We start from the raw sequence: 16,864 nt of genomic DNA, 5'->3' as shown, positions 1-16,864 counted from the left end.
CCCTCTACCGTTCCTGGAGACACCGATGCCCGAACCCCGCCGCAGTGCCCGCGCACTGGCCCGCCGCTGGTGGCCGCTGGCGGTCGCCGTGCCGCTCGGCGCGGCGGCCGGCGCCGGCTACGCCGCCGTCTCGCACCCCTCGTACGCGGCCAGCTCCTACGTGGTGGTGGTCCCGAACACCCCGGGCGAGAACTCCACCGCCGTCAACTTCGCCCAGGCGTACGGCCGGCTCGCCGGGCAGCCGCAGGTGCTGATCGGCGCCGCCGCGGCCAGCGGCCACTCGGTGACCACGCTGGCCGGGCTGGTCCGCGGCACCACCTCGCCGGACGCCCCGATGATCGAGATCACCGGCACCGGCGCGCGCGCCCAGGAGGCGGTCCGCAACGCCGACGCGGTCGCCCGCTCGCTGATCGCGTTCGGCAACACCAGCAGCAAGGAGACCGGCGTCAAGCTGGTCCCGCTCGCCGCCGCCGCCGAGCCGGACGCCCCCGCCTCGCCGTCCGCCGCCCTGGACACCGCGGTCGGCGCGGCGGCCGGCGTGCTGGTCGGCGCCCTGGTGATGCTCACCCGCCGCAAGGAGCAGCCCGCCGCCGAGGCGGCCGCCCCGGCCGCCGCCCAGCCCGTCCCGGCCGCGACCGTCCCCGCCGCGGCGACCCCGGCCGCCGCCCCCGCCGCCGCGACCGTCCCCGCCGCGGCGACCCCGGCCGCCGCCCCCGCCGCCGCGACCGTGCCCGCCGCCGCGACCCCGGCCGCCGCCACCGTGCCCGCCGCCGCGACCGCCCCGGTCGGCGCCGCCGCCCCGAAGGCGGCCACCCCGGCCCCGAAGGCCGCCACCCCCGCCAAGTCCGCGCCCGCGAAGGCCGGTTCGGGGGGTGCCCGGTGAGACTCCGTCAGCGGCTCGGCACCGGCCCCCGGGTGCCCGAGCAGCCCGCCCGCTCGGCCGCCGACCGCGAGCAGTGGACGGCCGAGGTGCTGCGCGCCGACGACGCCCTGGAGCGGGTCACCGCCGAGTGGGACGACCTGCACCGGCGCTGCGCCACCGCCACCGCCTTCCAGGCCGCGCCCTGGCTGGCCTCCTGGTGGCGGCAGTACGGCCGCCCCGGCGCCCTGGTGCTGGTGCTGGTCCGCCGGGACGGCCGACTGGTCGCCGCCGCCGCGCTGCGCCGCCGCGGCCCGTTCGGCGGCCTGACCAACCTCGGCGCGGGCCTGGTCGACTTCACCGACGTGCTGCTCGACGACGGCTGCGCCGACCGGGCCGCCGCCGAACTCGCCGCCGCGCTGCCGCTGCGCCGCCCCTGGCACAGCCTGGAGCTGCGCGAGGTGCACCCGGAGGCCGCCGTGCAGCGGGTCTGGGCGCACTGGCGGGGCCGCCGGCACCGGTTCGCCGACTCGCTCTGCCAGTACCTGCCGGCCCTCCCGATGGACGAGCTGCTGAAGCGGCTGCCCGGCAAGACCGCCCAGCGCAGCCGGGTCAAGCTCCGCCGGATCGCCCGGTCGGGGGTGGTGGTGCACTCCGCCACCCCCGAGGAAGTCCCGTGGACCGTCCAGGAGTTGCTGCGGCTGCACTTCCTGCAGTGGCAGGACCGCGGGGTCACCCCGGAGCACCGCACCGAGCGCTTCGCCCGGCACCTGACCGACTCCACCACCGCGCTGGTCGCCACCCGGCGGGCCGCGATACACCGGTTCGAGCTGGACGGCGAGGTGGTGGCGGTGAACCTGGTGATCCTCTGCGCCCCGTTCGGCGGCCTCTACATGTACGGGGCGCACCCCGACCTGCGGGAGAAGCTCGACATCGCCGGGATGCTGTTCGGCGCGGCCCTCGACGAGGTGCGCGCGGCGGACATCCCGCAGCTGAGCCTGCTGCGCGGCCAGGAGCCCTACAAGCAGCGCTGGCGTCCGGACCGGCTGGCCAACCAGCGGCTGGTGCTCGGCCCGGGCCGGCTGGCCCCCTGGGCGGCCGCCCGGGCCCTGCGGGTGCGGGCCAGGACCGCCGCCGTGCACCTGCTGCGCACCCGGCTGCCGAGGCTCAAGGAGGCGCTAGCGCGCCGCCGCCTCCGCTGAGGCCGAGGGCGAGGGCGAGGGCGAGCCCGAAGGGGTCGGCGAGGGGGACGGGGCGGCCGGCGAGGGCGAGGCCGCGGGCTCCTCCGGAGCGGCCTGCGGCACCGTCTGCGGGGTGGCCTGCGGGCCGGCCTTCAGCGGCCCGGTCGCGCCGGAGGAGCCCGACATCAGCTGCCGGTACACCGCCGCCGACCTCGGGTTGTCCCGGCACTGCCAGAAGCCGTGCGGGCAGTAGTCGGTGAGGGTCTGGTAGGCGGTGTCGTGCGTCCGCATCCACTCGACCATCCGGCGCACGAACTCCGGGTTGTCGCCGTTGCGGAACAGCCCCCACTCCGGGTACGACACCGGCTTGCCGCGCTTGGCGGCGAACTCGACCTGGTCCTGCAGCCCGTACGGCTCGGAGACGTACTCGTCGAAGGTGCCGCCGGCCGGCTGGTCGTAGCTGTCCATCCCGATGATGTCGACCACGTCGTCGCCGGGGTAGCAGCGCGTCCACGGGATCGCGTCCAGCCCGCGGGTGGGGGTGAAGTCGAAGGAGAAGTGCTGGCCGGGCACCGAGCGCATCACGCCGACGATCCGCCGCCAGTACGCCTTCCAGGCGGCCGGGTCCGGCTTGCAGCGCGAGGTGTAGGTGACGCCGTTCATCTCCCAGCCCAGGGTGAGGACGGTGTCGGCCCCGCCCATCGCCACCAGCTTCCGGGCCAGCCGCAGGAAGTGCTGGTCGAACTCGCCCTGGTTGCCGCGGGCCAGCAGCCGGGCGACCTCGGCGTCCGGCACGTTGCCCTCGTTGGGGACCAGCATCGGCACGCCCAGCACCAGCCGCCTGGTCTGGTCGGACTGACGCCACTGCGACCACAGCCCGAGCACCGCGGTCTCGCCCTCGATGTCCTGCCAGCTGTTGCCCGCCAGGTAGGTGTGCCCGACCTGCATGTTGGCGTTGTTCAGCCAGGACGCCATCCGGGCCACGTTCGGGATGTAGGTGTCCCAGGAGCCGACGAACGCCCCGAACGGGACTTCGTGCACCGCCCGCTGCACCACCGGGCGGGGCGCCGCGCCACGGGGCTGGATCGCCTCCGAGAGCAGGGCCGCGTGCCGCTCGGTCTGGCTGAGCGGCGTGCCCGAGGGCACGCTCGCGGTCGTCACCAGCAGCAGAGCGGCGGCGGCCAGGGTCAGACGGCCGAGACGCATGGGCTCTCCGAACAGGTCCAGGGACAACACCGGTCCCTGGAGCGTAGCCTGACAGACCGTCAGAAATGCCCCATGTCACCCCAACGGGTCAGTCGCCCGGACGGGTCAGCCGAAGGTGTTGCACTTCGTCATGTCCCCGGTCCGGTAGCCGGTGGTGAACCACTGGGTGCGCTGCGCCGAGGAGCCGTGCGTCCAGGTCTCCGGATTGCTGCGGCCGGTGGCCCGCTGCTGGATGCGGTCGTCGCCGACCGACTCGGCGGCGTCCAGGGCCAGCGCGATGTCCTGGTCGGTCAGGCTGGTGATCAGCGGCCGCCCGGTGGAGGGCTGCGGGGTGGTGGTGGCGTGGTGCGTCCACACCCCGGCGTAGCAGTCGGCCTGCAGCTCCAGCTTGACCGAGGCGCTGTCCGCGCCCTGCCGGTCGCTGCCGACCTTGCCCATGGTGCCGAGCAGGTTCTGCACGTGGTGCCCGTACTCGTGGGCCACCACGTACGCCTCGGCGAACGGGCCGCCCTTGGCGCCGAGCTGCCGGGTCATGTCGTTGAAGAAGCCCAGGTCGAAGTAGGCCTTGCGGTCGCCGGGGCAGTAGAACGGGCCGACCGCGGAGGTCGCGGTGCCGCAGGCGGTGGCGACCCGGTCGGTGAACAGCACGGTGGCGGCGGGGGAGTACTGCCGGCCGCGGGCCTTGAAATCGCCCTCCCAGTAGGTCTGCACGCTGTTGACCACCGCGAGGACGCGGCAGTCCTGCCGCTGGTTGGCGTCCTTGCCGGTCTTGCAGGCGGAGGCCAGCTGGGCCGAGCTGGTGGCCTGGCCGACCGGCGGCGCGGCGGCGGTGTCGGCGGCCCCGAACAGGCCCGGGTCGACCCCGAAGAGCAGGGCCGCGATCAGGCCGAGGATGCCGATCGCGCCGCCACCGATGGTCAGGCCGCCGCCCGGGATGCCCCGGCGGTCCTGCACCTGGGAGGTGTCCAGCTCGGCGTCGTCGTCAAACTGCATTCCGTCTCACCTCTGTAACAGTCCGTTGGCCGTCCGAGCTCGTACCCTAGCGTCCGGAGGCCATGCCGGGGGTCTGCTTCGACGCAGGTCGGAACGGGTGGCGTGAGACCGGCGTAAAGGCCGTGACCAGCGACACAATCCGCGTGGCCGGGCGGTAATCGACCCGTCCCGGACGGGCCCGGAGGGTACGCTCCGGCCGTGTCCTTCAACCCGCTGCGAAGTCTCTCGCCCCGATCGGTCCTGCCCGCCGCCGCCGTCCTGCTGGTCCTCGCGGCCGGTGCCGCCGCGCACGCCAACCGGCCCGAGCCGTTCGGCGACCAGGTGCTGCCCGGGGCCTCCGACGTCAGCCCGGTCGGCGCGCAGTCGGCCTCCTCGGGCGGGCTGGACCTGCGGGTCGGCCCCGGCATGGAGGCGTACTCCACCGCCACCGGCGAGCTGCTCTGGTCCTACCGCCGGGAGGGCGCGACCGCGCTGTACCTGACGCCGGTCGGCGACGACGCGGTGGTGGTCTGGAACGACGGCATGGTGACCGCCGTCAACACCGCCGACCGCTCGGTGCGCTGGCACCGCGGCGTCCCCGGCCTGACCGACTGGCTGACCGCGGCCGGCGAGCCCGGCGCGGACACCCGCACCGAGGAGCAGCGCCGCGCGGTCATGGCGCAGCGCGCCGCGATGGCCCTGCACCCGTCCGCGGACCGGGTGAACGACGCCTTCGTGACGGTGGTGACCCCCGGCCTGCTGATGGGCTTCCGCGAGCGCGACGGCGACCTGCGCTTCAACTCCCGCCCCCCGACGGGCTGCGTCTTCGACCCGGAGCGGGCCGCGCAGACCGACGACGCCTCGCTGGTGCCCCGGGTCTGCACGCCGACGCCCGGCGCCACCCGCCAACTGCCGGGCGGCGTCATGGTGTTCTCGCTCACCGACCGCGGCAACTTCCTCAACACCGGCCCCGACGTGGTGATGCGCCCGCTGGACGGGCACCGGGTCCGGATCGAGGACGGCCCGGTGATCGGCGGCTGGGTCTACGACACCGCGCTCGGTGTCCGGGAGACCGCCTGCGGCGCGTCCGCCGTCCCGTTCGCCGTCACCTCCGCGACCTGCGAGAAGTGACCGCTGGCCGCGGCGCCGGGCGGGCCCGGAAACCGGTTCGCGCGCTCCCGTAGACTTGGTGGGGTCATGGCTGAGCGCCATCCCCACGTCTAGGAGTGACCCCGAGCCATGATTTCCGCGAACTCCCTGGAGCTCCGCGCCGGTGCCCGCGTCCTGATCGAGTCCGCCAGCTTCCGGATCGCCCCGGGCGACCGGATCGGCCTGGTCGGCCGCAACGGCGCGGGCAAGACCACGCTGACGAAGGTGCTGGCCGGCGAGGGCCTCCCGGCGGGCGGCACGATCACCTCCTCCGGCCAGGTCGGCTACCTCCCGCAGGACCCGCGCACCGGCGACCTCGACGTGCTCGCCCGGGACCGCATCCTCTCCGCCCGCGGCCTCGACACCGTGCTGAAGAAGATGCGCGAGAACGAGGAGCGGATGGCCAACGGCAAGGGCGCCACCCGCGACAACGCGATGAAGAAGTACGCCCGGCTGGAGACCGAGTTCCTCACCAAGGGCGGCTACGCCGCCGAGGCCGAGGCCGCCACCATCGCCGCCGCGCTCGGCCTGCCGGACCGCATCCTCGGCCAGGAGCTGCACACCCTCTCCGGCGGCCAGCGCCGCCGGGTCGAGCTGGCCCGGATCCTGTTCTCGGACGCCGACATCCTGCTGCTCGACGAGCCCACCAACCACCTCGACGCGGACTCGATCGCCTGGCTGCGGGACTTCCTGAAGACCTACAAGGGCGGCTTCATCGTCATCTCGCACGACGTCGACCTGGTCGAGACGGTCGTCAACAAGGTCTTCTACCTGGACGCCAACCGCGCCGCGATCGACATCTACAACATGGGCTGGAGGCAGTACCAGCAGCAGCGCGAGGACGACGAGAAGCGCCGCAAGCGCGAGCGCGCCAACGCCGAGAAGAAGGCCGCGACGCTGAACTCGCAGGCCGACAAGATGCGCGCCAAGGCCACCAAGACGGTCGCCGCGCAGAACATGGCCCGCCGCGCCGAGAAGCTGCTCTCCGGCCTGGAGCAGGTCCGGGTCTCCGACAAGGTCGCCAAGCTGCGCTTCCCGGACCCGGCCCCGTGCGGCAAGACGCCGCTGACGGCCGAGGGCCTGTCGAAGTCCTACGGCTCGCTGGAGATCTTCACCGACGTGGGCCTGGCGATCGACCGCGGCTCCCGGGTCGTCATCCTCGGCCTCAACGGCGCGGGCAAGACCACCCTGCTGCGGATGCTCGCGGGCGTCGAGCAGCCGGACACCGGCGAGGTGATCCCCGGCCACGGCCTGAAGATCGGCTACTACGCGCAGGAGCACGAGACGCTCGACCCCGAGCGCAGCGTGCTGGAGAACATGCGGTCCTCCGCGCCGGACACCGACCTGGTGCAGATCCGCAAGATCCTCGGCTCCTTCCTGTTCTCCGGCGACGACGTCGACAAGCCGGCCGGCGTGCTCTCCGGCGGCGAGAAGACCCGGCTCGCGCTGGCCTCGCTGGTGGTCTCCAGCGCCAACGTGCTGCTGCTCGACGAGCCCACCAACAACCTCGACCCGGCCAGCCGCGAGGAGATCCTCGGCGCGCTGCGCACCTTCACCGGCGCGGTCGTGCTGGTCACCCACGACGAGGGCGCGGTGGAGGCGCTCCAGCCGGAGCGGATCATCCTGCTGCCGGACGGCGTCGAGGACCTGTGGAGCCCCGCCTACCACGACCTGGTGTCGCTCGCCTGAACCGACGGGGCCGCGGAGTGGACGGCGGCTACCGCACCGGTACGAGAAGAACCGGTACGCCGCCGATTCCGGGAACACCGGGACGGGCCGCTCCGTTTTCCGAGTCGAGGGGTGCGGTTTGCCCGCTGACGGTCCTGGCTGATCAGCGGATTCGCTCGTCGGAGCGAGCCGCCCGGGGGCGCGCACACCCTCCGTGAGCGCCCTGGTGCGTAGCGAACACCACCACACGTGCCCGGTTTCCCACGACCGACCTTGTCGAATGGGTGGCCAGGAGCCTTGCAATGGGTGATCATGGGATTCCTTACCGATCACCTCTACGAGGAGGCACGGGTGGCCGAGACTCTGAAAAAGGGCAGCCGGGTAACAGGTGCCGCGCGTGAGAAGCTCGCGGCCGATCTCAAGAAGAAGTACGACTCGGGCGAGAGCATCCGCGCCCTCGCGGAGGCCACGGGCCGGTCCTACGGCTTCGTGCACCGCATGCTCAGCGAGTCCGGGGTCAACCTCCGGGGTCGCGGCGGCGCCACCCGCGGCAAGGGCAAGGGCGCTGCCGCAGGCGAGTCCTGACGGTTCGTCAGCCCCGGCGGGCGGCGGTCGGCCGACACCGGCCGCCCACGGCACGCCGGCGCACCGCACGCCGCGCACCACGCTCCACACGGATCGGCGGCCGGGTTCTCCCGGGCCGCCGTCCGCCGTTCCCGGGCCCGGTCGCAGCGGCGGGTGCCGCTGTTCCTGTACGCGGATCGGGCGCTTTGTTACTCTCCAGTAGCCCGTCGGGGTCGGCGGGCGTCCCCGCCCTGCCGCTGGAGGTAACCCCGCCATGACCGACCGCATCCCCGACGCCGACCGCACCGGGTGGGAGCAGGCCGGGGTCCGCCTCGACCTGGACGGCGAACTCGCCGTCGTCACGCTCTGCGACCCCGCCCGCCGCAACGCCCAGACCCCCGCCATGTGGCGCGCCCTCGCCGCCGTCGGCCGCGCGCTGCCCGGCACCGTCCGGGTCGCCCTGCTGCAGGCCGAGGGCTCCTCCTTCTCGGCCGGCCTGGACCGCGCCATGTTCACCCCCGAGGGCATCCCCGGCGAGACCGGCTTCCTCCAGCTCGCCGCCGCGAGCGACGCCGACCTCGACGCCGCGATCGCCTCCTACCAGGAGGCCTTCACCTGGTGGCGCCGCAACGACCTGGTGACGATCGCCGCCGTCCAGGGCCACGCGGTCGGCGCCGGCTTCCAGCTCGCCCTCGCCTGCGACCTGCGGGTGGTCGCCGAGGACGTCCAGTTCGCCATGAAGGAGACCTCGCTCGGCCTGGTCCCCGACCTGGCCGGCACCAAGCCGCTCACCGAACTGGTCGGCTACGCCCGGGCGCTGGAGATCTGCGCGACCGGCCGCCGGGTCGGCGCGGACGAGGCGGTGGCGATCGGCCTGGCCAACCTGGCCGTCCCGGCGGAGGACCTGGCCGCCGCGGCCAAGGACCTGGCCGCCGCGCTGCTGGCCGCCCCGCGGGCCGCCGTCACCGAGACCAAGGCGCTGCTGCGCGGCGCCGCCGGCCGCGACTTCGAGGCCCAGCGGGCCGCCGAGCGCGAGGCCCAGGCGCGCCGCATCCGGGACCTGGCCGGCCGCTGACCCGGCGCCGGCCGGGTGCCCGGCGCACCGCCGACCGGCCCACCCGTCCGGGTTCCTGGCGGTGCGTCAGGTGTGGCGCAATGCCAGAGTTGGGGTGAATTGCGGTATAGCTGGACTCGAACGTCAGGAGATCCGAGATGGCGCAGCCCCACACCCCCACTCCCGCCGACCTGCAGAAGAACACGCCGGAGGCCCAGCCCGAGGACGGCGAGCGCGGCCGCACCGCGCTCGCCGTCGGCGTGGTCGAGAAGATCGCCGGCATGGCGGCCCGGGAGGTGTCCGGCATCCACGCGCTGGGCTCGGGCTTCTCCCGGACGTTCGGCGCGATGCGGGACCGGGTGCCCGGCTCCAAGTCCAGCGTCGGCCGCGGCATCAAGGCCGAGGTCGGCGAGAAGCAGGCCGCCATCGACATCGCGCTGGTGGTCGAGTACGGCGTGATCATCCCCCGGCTCGCCGCCGAGGTCCGGACGAACATCATCGGGGCGGTCGAGCGGATGACCGGTCTGGAGGTGGTCGAGGTGAACATCTCCGTCAACGACGTCCACCTGCCCGACGACCCGGACGACACCGAGGAGGAGGAACCCGCGTCCTCCTCCGGCAAGCGCCCCCGCGTGCAGTGAGCACGCCGAACCGACCGAGCGGCCCTGGCCGCGCAGGACGCTAAGGAGCAGCGGATGAATCTGGCGTTGGTGGGCCTGCTCGTCGGCATGGCCCTCGGCTTCGCCGGCTACTTCGGGGGGTTCGCGGCGTTCCTGCTGGTCGCGGTGCTCGGGGCGGTGGGGTTCGTGGTGGGCCGGCTGGTCGAGGGCGACATCGAGCTCGGTGACCTCGGCGAGCTGCTGCGCGGCCGGGACCGGCGGCGCTGATGGCGCACCCCGGGGCGGTCGCCGGCCCGCCCGCCCAGCGGCGCGGCGAGGACCACGTCGCCGACCGCGTCTACCGCCGGATCGCCGCCCGCGCGGCCGCCGACGCCCTCGCCCCGGCCTGGCAGGCCCTCCCGGACCCGCCGGACCCGACCCCCCGCCCGAAGGTCGCGGCCCTGCTCACGCACGGCCGGGTCCGGCTGACCCTGCACCTCGAACTCCCCTTCCCCTCGGACGTCGCGCACTGGTCCCGGGCCGCCCGCGAGGCCGCCTGCGCCCGGGTCACCGAACTCACCGGCACCCCCGTGGCCGCCGCCGACGTCGTGGTGGACCGCCTGCACCCGGCGGGCGCCCGGTGACCGGCCCGGAGCCCGGCCCGCCGCCCGCCGCCCCGGCCGCGCGGCCGGACACCGCACCTGATGCCGCCCCGCCCGCCGCCCCGGCGCCGCGCCCGCGCGGGGCCGACCGCTGGCTGCGCTCGGCCCGGACCGCGCCGACGGCGCTGGTGGTCGTGGTCGCGCTGGTCGCCGCCGGGACGCTGCTGTACGACGTGATCGCCGTCCGGGCCGGCGGGCAGGCCCGGCCCTGGCGGCAGGACCTGGCCCGCGAGCTCGCCACCCGCCACCTGGACGACCCGTGGGTGCTGGGCTGCGCGGGCGGCGCGGCCGCGCTCGGGCTGGTGCTGCTGTGGCTGGCCCTCGCCCACGGCCGGCACGGCTGGCTGCCGCTGGAGCCGGAGGGCTCCGCGATCCACCGCGACGCGATCGGCGCGCTGATCGCCGACCGGGCCCGGCGGCGCGCGGACGTGCACTCCTGGCAGGTCAGGGCCGGCCGGCGGCGGGTCCGGGTCACCCTCACCGGCACCGCCGACCCGGCGGGCGCGGAACGCGACCTGCGGGCCGAGCTGGCCCGCGTCCCGCTGGCCGTCCCGTACCGGCTGGACGTCCGCAGCCAGGTCCGGAAAGAGCGCCACCACCGCCGTGAACTCGCCGAGCTGGAGCCGCCCCGATGAGCCGACGCACCGTCAACCGGACGATCCTGGCGGTCGTCGGGCTCGGGCTGCTGCTCGGCGGGGCGCTGGTCCTGCTCGGCGGCCTCGACGCGTACGGGCGGCTCGACGTCACCCCGCCGCACTGGTGGCCGCTCGGCTCGCCGGACCAGCCGGTGCTGAGCGCCGCGAGCCGGGCGAAGTGGTCGGCGCGCTCCTGGTGGTGGCCGGTCGCGGTCGCGCTGCCCGCGCTGGTGGTGCTCGGCTGCCTGTGGTGGCTCTTCTCCCAGCTGCGGCGCGGCGGCCCGGCCGGGGTCGACCTGCCCTCGCCCGCCGCGCCCGGCGAGCCGCACTTCGCGCTGCACGTGCGCAGCCGGGCCGTCGAGGAGGCGATCGAGGCCGAGGCGGTGGCGCTGCCGGACGTCGACCGGGCGACCGTCCGGGTCACCGGCGCGGCCCGCCACCCCGAGGTGCGGGCCGTGCTGCGGCTCGCCCCCGGCGCGGACACCGGGGCCCTGGTCGCGGCCTACCGGTCCGGCCCGGTCGAGCACGCCCGCACCTCGCTGGGCCTGCCCGCCCTCCCCGCCCGGCTCCGGCTGCGGATGTCCCGGCCCCGCAAGGAGCGGGCGGCGAAGTCCCGGGGCCCGCGGGTGCGCTGACGCCCCGTCGGGCCCCGGGCCCCGGCCGTCACAGCACGCGGGTCGCGCCGCCGTCGACCGGGACCATCAGGCCGGTCAGGTAGGAGGCGGCGGGGGAGAGCAGGAAGGCGGCGGTGCGGCCGAACTCCTCGGGGGTGCCGTAGCGGCGCAGCGGGATGCCCGCCGCGGCGGCCTCGCGGGCGGCGGCCGGGTCCGGGTTCAGGCCGTCGAGCTCGCGGACCCGGTCGGTGTCGATCCGGCCGGGCAGCAGGCCCAGCGCCCGGACGCCGCGCGGGCCCAGCTCGTCGGCGAGGGTCTTGGCGGCCATCGCCAGGCCGGGCCGCAGGCCGTTGGAGATGCCCAGGCCCGGGATCGGCTGGCGGACCGAGGTGGAGAGCACGAAGCCGATCACCCCGCCCGCGCCGAGCTCCCCGGCCGCGGTGCGGGCCAGCCGCAGCGCGCCCAGGAAGACCGAGTCGAAGGCGTCCCGCCAGGCTTCGTCGGGGGCGGTGGCGACCGGGCCGGCCGCCGGGCCGCCGACGCTGATCAGGATGCCGTCGAAGCCGCCGAAGCGTTCGCGCGCCGCGTCGACCAGCCGCTGCGGGGTCGCCGGGTCGGCGTTGTCGGCGGCCACCCCGTGCGCGTCCGGGCCGAGCGCGCGGGCGGCCGCCCCGGCCGACTCCGCCGTCCGGCCGGTGACGACCACCTTGGCGCCCTCGGCGACCAACTGCCGCGCGGTGGCGTGGCCGAGGCCCCGGGTCGCCCCGGTGACCACGTACACCCTGTCCTTGAGTCCGAGATCCATGCCGACCATTCTCGCCGGTCGGCCCGGGTCCCGGCTCCCGACGCGGCGTCAGCCCACCGGCACGCCGGGGTTGGTGAGCGCGGTGCCGCCGGTCACGGTGTTGTCGGCGGTGACGGTGACCGGGCAGGCGGCGGAGTAGTTGGTGACGTCGATCGCGTACTTGGCGGCGTTGCCGCCGGTGGCACCCGTCAGGTCGGAGCGGTTGCCGCGGAACACGGTGCCGCAGCCCCAGCCGGCCACCTGGGTGTGGGTCTGGAAGCCGTCGTTCATGGTGCGAGTGCCGGTGTTGTTCTCGATCAGGTAGTCGTTGCCCTTCACGTCGACCCAGGAGTCGTCGTAGTTGACGTTCGTCAGCCCGTTGCCGTCGAACCGGTTGCCGGAGACCAGGCCGCCGGTGGTGCCCTCCTTCAGGTCGACGTTCTCGCCGCCGATGTTCGGGCCGATGGTGTTGCCGACGATCTGCACGTGGTCGCTCCGGTCGGTGAGCGTGTTGGCGGTGCCCACGTACACGCCCTCGCCCTTGCCGTCGTGCGCCGTCCCGGTGTCGTGCACGGTGGAGTTCCGCAGCACCCCGTAGCTGGAGGAGTTGCGGAAGTGCACGCCCTCCATGGTGGTGTGGTGCACCGTCACACCGTCGAGCAGCACGTGGTCGGAGGCGTCGACCATGATGCCCTTCTGCGCGTTGGTGACGGTGACGCCCCGGACGGTCCAGTAGGGGGCGCCGGACAGCGAGAGGCCGTAGCCGCCGCCGGTGGCGGTGGTCAGGACGGCGTTCGGCGAGCCGGTCAGGGTGATCGGGGCGGCGGCCGTGCCCGCCGCGGTGATCTTGAAGTTGCCGGTGTAGGTCCCGTCGGCGAGCTGGATGGTCCGGCCCGGCACGGCGGCGCTCAGCGCGGCCTGCAGCTCCTTGGCGGTGGAGACCCGGACGGTGCTCCCGCCCGACGACGACGGGGTCGGGGACGCGCTCGGGGACGCGGTCGGCGACGGCGTTGCCGACGGAGAGGTCGGCGGCGGGGCGGACGGGGTGCCGCCGCCCGCGGTCAGCGAGACGTCGTCGGCCCGGTAGTCGCTGCCGTACCAGCCGCTCAGCGTGACGGTGAGCTGCTCGGTGGCGGGGCCGGTGGTGAAGGCCCGGGTGAGCCGGGTCCAGTCGGCGGCATTGGTCCAGGTGGAGCTGGACACGCCGGTGCCGGTCGCGGCGAGGGTGACGTACGGGCCCCGCACCCAGGCGGTCAGCGTGTAGTCGGTGTTCGGCCGGACGGCGACGGTCTGCGTGCACGGCGCCAGGTCGGCCGGGCCGGGGGAGGCGGTCAGCGCGGAGCCGCCCGAGTGCGGGGCGGCAGCCGTGACGGCGGCGGTGCCGGAGCAGGCCCAGGGGCTGAGCGCGCCGCTCTCGAAGCCGCCGTTGGCGAGCAGTTCGGTGGTGGCCCCGGCGGGGGCGGGCAGCAGGGCGAGGGCGGCGGAGCCCAGGCCGAGGACGGTGGCGGCGGCCAGGCCGCGCGCCGTGCGGCGCGGGCTGTGGCGCGGTGTGCGGTGCGGGGTGCGGTGCGGGGTGCGGTACGTCATGAAGGTGCGCTCCGAGGTGGGGGAAAGAGCGGGTTCCGGACGGTGCACCGTCAATCTGGACTAGACCATTGCGGGACGTCAATGGGTGCGGGCCGACCGGGTGGCCCGCCGGGCGGCGGACCGGGCGTCGATGGCGCGCGGCCCGGAACCGGTCGAAGATGGGGGGACCGGACCACCCACCCGAGGTGCAGCGCATGGACAGTCGGCGGTTGCCGTACATCGACGGTGTCGCGGCCGCCCTGGTCGACGGCGCGGGACGCGTGGTGGGCTGGACCGCCGCCGCCGAGCAGTTGCTCGCCCTGGACGCCGCCCAGGTCACCGGCCGCCCCGCCCGGGAGCTGCTGGCCGACGGCGAGGCCGACGCCGACGCGCTCGGCAAACGGGCCGGCGAGGTCCGGCTGCGCAGCGGCGACGGCCCCCCGGTCGAGGTCTCCTACCAGGTGCTGCCGCTGGCCGGGGAGCGCGGCGAGGTCCGCGCCCTGGTGCTGGCCACCCCCGCCGCCACCGTCGCCCGGCGGCGGCAGGACGAGGCGTTCACCCGCGAACTGTTCCTCCAGGACCGGCTCGGCCTCGCCGTCTTCGACTCCGACCTGCGGCTGCTGCGCACCAACACCCAGCTGCTGCCCTACACCGGCCTGCCGGAGAACCTGGCCGGGCACCGGCTGGGCGACTTCCTGCAGCCCGGGGACGCCGAGGCGGCCGAGGCGATCCTCCGGCACGTGATCGACACCGGGGAGCCGATGGTCCGGGCCGAGCTGCCGATCCGCACCCTGGACGACCCCGGCCCCGGGGCGGTGATGGAGATCCAGGCGTTCCGGCTGCAGGCCCCCGACGGCTCGCTGATCGGGGTGACCGCGCTGTTCGGCGACGTCACCGAGCTGCACCGGTACCGGCGGCGGGCCGACGTGCTGCACCGGGCCACCGCCGCCGTCGGCGCCTCGCTCTCCGTGGTCGGCACCGCCGAGGACCTGGCCGGGGTGCTGGTGCCCGGCCTCGGGCGGCGCGCCGAGGTGGACATCGCCGAGGCCGTCTTCACCGGCGACGAACCGCAGCCCGGCGCGGACGGCGCGCTCGCCGTCCGCCGCACCGCCACCGCCGGGCCGCCCGGCCCCGACGACCGCCCGCTCGGCCCGATCGGCCGGGCCGAACTGGGCCGGCCCGCCGCGGCCACCGCCGACCCGCCCACCATGAGCGCCCCGCTGAACACCCGGGGCGGCCCGCTCGGCCGGATCACCGTGCACCGCCCGCCCGCCGAGGGCCCGTACGCCCGCGAGGACCTGGAGGTGCTGCGGGAGATCGCCGCCCGGGCCGCGCTCGCCGTCGACAACGCCCGCCGCTACACCCGCGAGCACCGGGCCGCCGTCGGCCTGCAGCGCTCGCTGCTGCCGCCCGCCGAGACCACGGTGCCCGCCGCCACCACCGCCAGCGTCTACCGGCCCACCGACACCGCGACCGGCGTCGGCGGCGACTGGTTCGACGTCATCCCGCTCTCCTCGGCCCGGGTCGCCCTGGTGGCCGGCGACGTGGTCGGCCACGGCCTGCAGGCCAGCGCCACCATGGGGCGGCTGCGCACCGCCGTGCGGACCCTGGCCGACCTCGACCTGGAGCCGGACGAGCTGCTGGTGCACCTCGACGACCTGGTCTCCCAACTGGTCGTCGAGGGCAGCGAGGAGGAGCGCGAGCGCGGCGTCGCCGACCCGTCCGGGGCGACCTGCGTGTACGCCGTCTACGACCCGGTCTCCGGGATCTGCCAGGCCGCCAGCGCCGGGCACCCGCCGCCCGCGCTGGTGCACCCGGACGGGCGGGTCGAGTACCTGCCGGTCAACCCCGGGCCGCCGCTCGGCGTCGGCGGGCTGCCGTTCGAGACCGTCGAGTGCGTGCCGCCGGCCGGGAGCGTGCTGGCGCTCTACACCGACGGCCTGATCGAGGGCGGCAGCCGCGACCTGGACGAGGGGATGGCGCAGCTGGCCGTCCGGCTCGGCCGGACCGGGCTCGGCGGCGACCTGGCCGCCGCCGGGCGGGCCATCGTCGCCGAGATGTCCACCGCCGGGCAGGGCGACGACGTGACGCTGCTGCTGGCCCGGCTGCACCCGGTGCCGCCGGAGGCCACCGCGGCCTGGAGCATCGACGCCGACCCGGCCGCCGTCGCCGGGGTGCGCGAGGCCGCCACCCGGCAGCTGGAGGAGTGGGGGCTCGGCGAGCTGGGATTCACCACCGAGCTGGTGCTGAGCGAGCTGGTCACCAACGCGATCCGGTACGCGGGCGGACCGGTGCTGGTCCGGCTGATCCGCTCCTCGGTGCTGACCTGCGAGGTCTCCGACCCGAGCGCCACCCAGCCGCGGATGCGCCGGGCCCGGCTCACCGACGAGGGCGGCCGCGGCCTCTACCTGGTCGCGCAGCTCACCGAGCGCTGGGGCAGCCGGTACACCCGCAACGGCAAGACCATCTGGGCCGAGCAGCCGATCGAGCCGCCGCCCGCCCCGTGACCGCCGTCCGGCCCCGTGAAGCGCCTCAGTTCGCGGCGGCGACCGGCTCCGCCGCGGCGGCCGCCGCGGCCGCGGCCCGCTCGGCGGCGCGCTGCCCGGCCTCGCGGCGGGCCATCACCACGACGCCGACCGGGACCAGCGCGGTGAACAGCCACCACTGCACGGCGTACGCCATGTGCGGGCCGATGTCGGAGTGGCCGGGCTCGGCCAGCGGCTCCGGCGGGTTGCCGGCCGCGGGCTGCGAGGAGGCCAGCTCCAGGTAGCCGCCCAGCACGGTGGCGCCCGCGTACTTCGCCTGCTCGGCGCTGTTGATCACCTTGTACATCCGCTCGGGCAGGCCGCCGCGGTTCTTCACGCCCAGCGAGGCGTACGTCTCGTCGGCGCGCAGCCGCCCGGTGACGGTGACCTCGCCGGACGGCGGGGCGGGGACGGCGGGCAGGCTGGCGGCGTCCGCGCCGGACTCCACCCAGCCGCGGTTGACCAGCACCGAGCCCCGGCCGTCGGCCAGCACCAGCGGGGTGACCACGAAGTAGCCGATCGAGCTGCCGCCGGGCTCGGTGCGGCCGCGGATCACCACCTCGTGCGCGGTGTCGTAGCGGCCCTGCGCGGTGACGGTGCGCCAGACCTGGTCGCCGGGGACGGACCAGCCGGGGGAGGAGAGGCCGTCGAAGGCGACCGGCGGACTGCCCAGGTTGCGCGCCACCAGGTCGTTGCGGGCGACCCGGGCCTCGTGCCGGTGGTACTGCCAGAAGCCCAGCCGGACCATGGTGGGGATCAGCACCAGGGCCACCAGCAGGACGGCCGCCCAGCGCGCGGACAGCAGGAATCGGTACACACCCGGCAC

At 75.6% G+C, this 16,864-nt stretch carries 17 protein-coding genes and 1 pseudogene; 12 read left to right on the top strand and 6 right to left on the bottom strand.

Annotated features, from left to right (window positions below):
* Window positions 1–25: 25 nt before the first annotated feature.
* Together ACIQBJ_RS28010 and ACIQBJ_RS28005 are read left to right on the top strand one after the other, a co-directional pair.
* A complete protein-coding gene (locus tag ACIQBJ_RS28010) occupies window positions 26–883 on the top strand; it encodes a hypothetical protein (RefSeq protein ID WP_400715943.1) in 858 nt (285 codons plus the stop codon).
* Window positions 880–2,061, top strand: coding sequence for a GNAT family N-acetyltransferase (locus ACIQBJ_RS28005; RefSeq protein WP_400715941.1), 1,182 nt, complete (start codon window positions 880–882; stop codon window positions 2,059–2,061). Before ACIQBJ_RS28010 ends, ACIQBJ_RS28005 begins: the two co-directional genes overlap by 4 nt.
* On the opposite strand, the gene ACIQBJ_RS28000 is transcribed toward ACIQBJ_RS28005, so the two are convergent.
* Both ACIQBJ_RS28000 and ACIQBJ_RS27995 read right to left on the bottom strand, forming a co-directional pair.
* Window positions 2,038–3,246 (bottom strand): glycoside hydrolase family 26 protein, encoded by a 1,209-nt coding sequence (locus tag ACIQBJ_RS28000; protein WP_400715939.1) that lies wholly within the window; start codon window positions 3,244–3,246, stop codon window positions 2,038–2,040. The two genes, ACIQBJ_RS28005 and ACIQBJ_RS28000, sit on opposite strands and share 24 nt — an antisense overlap.
* A 105-nt stretch (window positions 3,247–3,351) precedes the next feature.
* Window positions 3,352–4,239 carry a neutral zinc metallopeptidase gene (locus ACIQBJ_RS27995; protein WP_400715937.1) on the bottom strand — a complete coding sequence of 296 codons (888 nt, stop codon included), beginning with the start codon at window positions 4,237–4,239 and terminating at the stop codon, window positions 3,352–3,354.
* Window positions 4,240–4,437: 198 nt separating this feature from the next.
* Between ACIQBJ_RS27995 and ACIQBJ_RS27990 the strand changes: the two genes are divergently transcribed.
* The 9 genes from ACIQBJ_RS27990 (at window position 4,438) to ACIQBJ_RS27950 (ending at window position 11,184) form a co-directional block, all read left to right on the top strand.
* Window positions 4,438–5,349 carry a hypothetical protein gene (locus ACIQBJ_RS27990; protein ID WP_400715935.1) on the top strand — a complete coding sequence of 304 codons (912 nt, stop codon included), beginning with the start codon at window positions 4,438–4,440 and terminating at the stop codon, window positions 5,347–5,349.
* Between the two features lie 108 nt (window positions 5,350–5,457).
* Complete coding sequence (locus tag ACIQBJ_RS27985; protein WP_400715933.1) at window positions 5,458–7,056, top strand: ABC-F family ATP-binding cassette domain-containing protein; 1,599 nt, start codon at window positions 5,458–5,460, stop codon at window positions 7,054–7,056.
* Between the two features lie 330 nt (window positions 7,057–7,386).
* Window positions 7,387–7,620 carry a helix-turn-helix domain-containing protein gene (locus ACIQBJ_RS27980; RefSeq protein ID WP_400716316.1) on the top strand — a complete coding sequence of 78 codons (234 nt, stop codon included), beginning with the start codon at window positions 7,387–7,389 and terminating at the stop codon, window positions 7,618–7,620.
* 253 nt (window positions 7,621–7,873) lie between these two features.
* Entirely contained in the window at window positions 7,874–8,674 is an 801-nt protein-coding gene (locus tag ACIQBJ_RS27975; protein ID WP_400715931.1) for an enoyl-CoA hydratase/isomerase family protein, read from the top strand.
* Window positions 8,675–8,811: 137 nt separating this feature from the next.
* Window positions 8,812–9,294 carry an Asp23/Gls24 family envelope stress response protein gene (locus ACIQBJ_RS27970; protein ID WP_400715929.1) on the top strand — a complete coding sequence of 161 codons (483 nt, stop codon included), beginning with the start codon at window positions 8,812–8,814 and terminating at the stop codon, window positions 9,292–9,294.
* 54 nt (window positions 9,295–9,348) lie between these two features.
* Window positions 9,349–9,540 (top strand): hypothetical protein, encoded by a 192-nt coding sequence (locus ACIQBJ_RS27965; protein ID WP_400715927.1) that lies wholly within the window; start codon window positions 9,349–9,351, stop codon window positions 9,538–9,540.
* Window positions 9,540–9,896, top strand: coding sequence for a hypothetical protein (locus ACIQBJ_RS27960; RefSeq protein ID WP_400715925.1), 357 nt, complete (start codon window positions 9,540–9,542; stop codon window positions 9,894–9,896). Before ACIQBJ_RS27965 ends, ACIQBJ_RS27960 begins: the two co-directional genes overlap by 1 nt.
* Window positions 9,893–10,549: a DUF6286 domain-containing protein gene (locus ACIQBJ_RS27955; RefSeq protein WP_400715923.1), complete on the top strand. Its 657-nt coding sequence runs from the start codon at window positions 9,893–9,895 to the stop codon at window positions 10,547–10,549. Before ACIQBJ_RS27960 ends, ACIQBJ_RS27955 begins: the two co-directional genes overlap by 4 nt.
* Window positions 10,546–11,184, top strand: a complete 639-nt coding sequence (locus ACIQBJ_RS27950) for an alkaline shock response membrane anchor protein AmaP (RefSeq protein WP_400715921.1) — start codon at window positions 10,546–10,548, stop codon at window positions 11,182–11,184. Before ACIQBJ_RS27955 ends, ACIQBJ_RS27950 begins: the two co-directional genes overlap by 4 nt.
* A 28-nt stretch (window positions 11,185–11,212) precedes the next feature.
* On the opposite strand, the gene ACIQBJ_RS27945 is transcribed toward ACIQBJ_RS27950, so the two are convergent.
* From ACIQBJ_RS27945 to ACIQBJ_RS27935, 3 genes and pseudogenes are all read right to left on the bottom strand, one after another.
* Window positions 11,213–11,968, bottom strand: coding sequence for an SDR family oxidoreductase (locus ACIQBJ_RS27945; protein ID WP_400715919.1), 756 nt, complete (start codon window positions 11,966–11,968; stop codon window positions 11,213–11,215).
* Window positions 11,969–12,016: 48 nt separating this feature from the next.
* Window positions 12,017–13,012, bottom strand: a complete 996-nt coding sequence (locus ACIQBJ_RS27940) for a right-handed parallel beta-helix repeat-containing protein (RefSeq protein ID WP_400716314.1) — start codon at window positions 13,010–13,012, stop codon at window positions 12,017–12,019.
* Window positions 13,013–13,060: 48 nt separating this feature from the next.
* A pseudogene (locus ACIQBJ_RS27935) lies at window positions 13,061–13,534 on the bottom strand (carbohydrate binding domain-containing protein); the annotation flags it as partial.
* 194 nt (window positions 13,535–13,728) lie between these two features.
* Here ACIQBJ_RS27935 and ACIQBJ_RS27930 point away from each other — a divergent pair.
* Window positions 13,729–16,020, top strand: coding sequence for a SpoIIE family protein phosphatase (locus ACIQBJ_RS27930; RefSeq protein WP_400715917.1), 2,292 nt, complete (start codon window positions 13,729–13,731; stop codon window positions 16,018–16,020).
* 25 nt (window positions 16,021–16,045) lie between these two features.
* Here the strand turns inward: ACIQBJ_RS27930 and ACIQBJ_RS27925 are convergent, their stop codons facing one another.
* Complete coding sequence (locus tag ACIQBJ_RS27925) at window positions 16,046–16,855, bottom strand: SURF1 family protein (RefSeq protein WP_400715915.1); 810 nt, start codon at window positions 16,853–16,855, stop codon at window positions 16,046–16,048.
* Between the last annotated feature and the right edge of the window lie 9 nt (window positions 16,856–16,864).

Origin of the sequence: Kitasatospora sp. NPDC088391, from assembly GCF_044753345.1 — a bacterium.
GTDB lineage: Bacteria > Actinomycetota > Actinomycetes > Streptomycetales > Streptomycetaceae > Kitasatospora.
The sequence above is the reverse complement of the archived record's forward strand: the minus strand, read 5'-3'. Positions and strand labels throughout refer to the sequence as shown.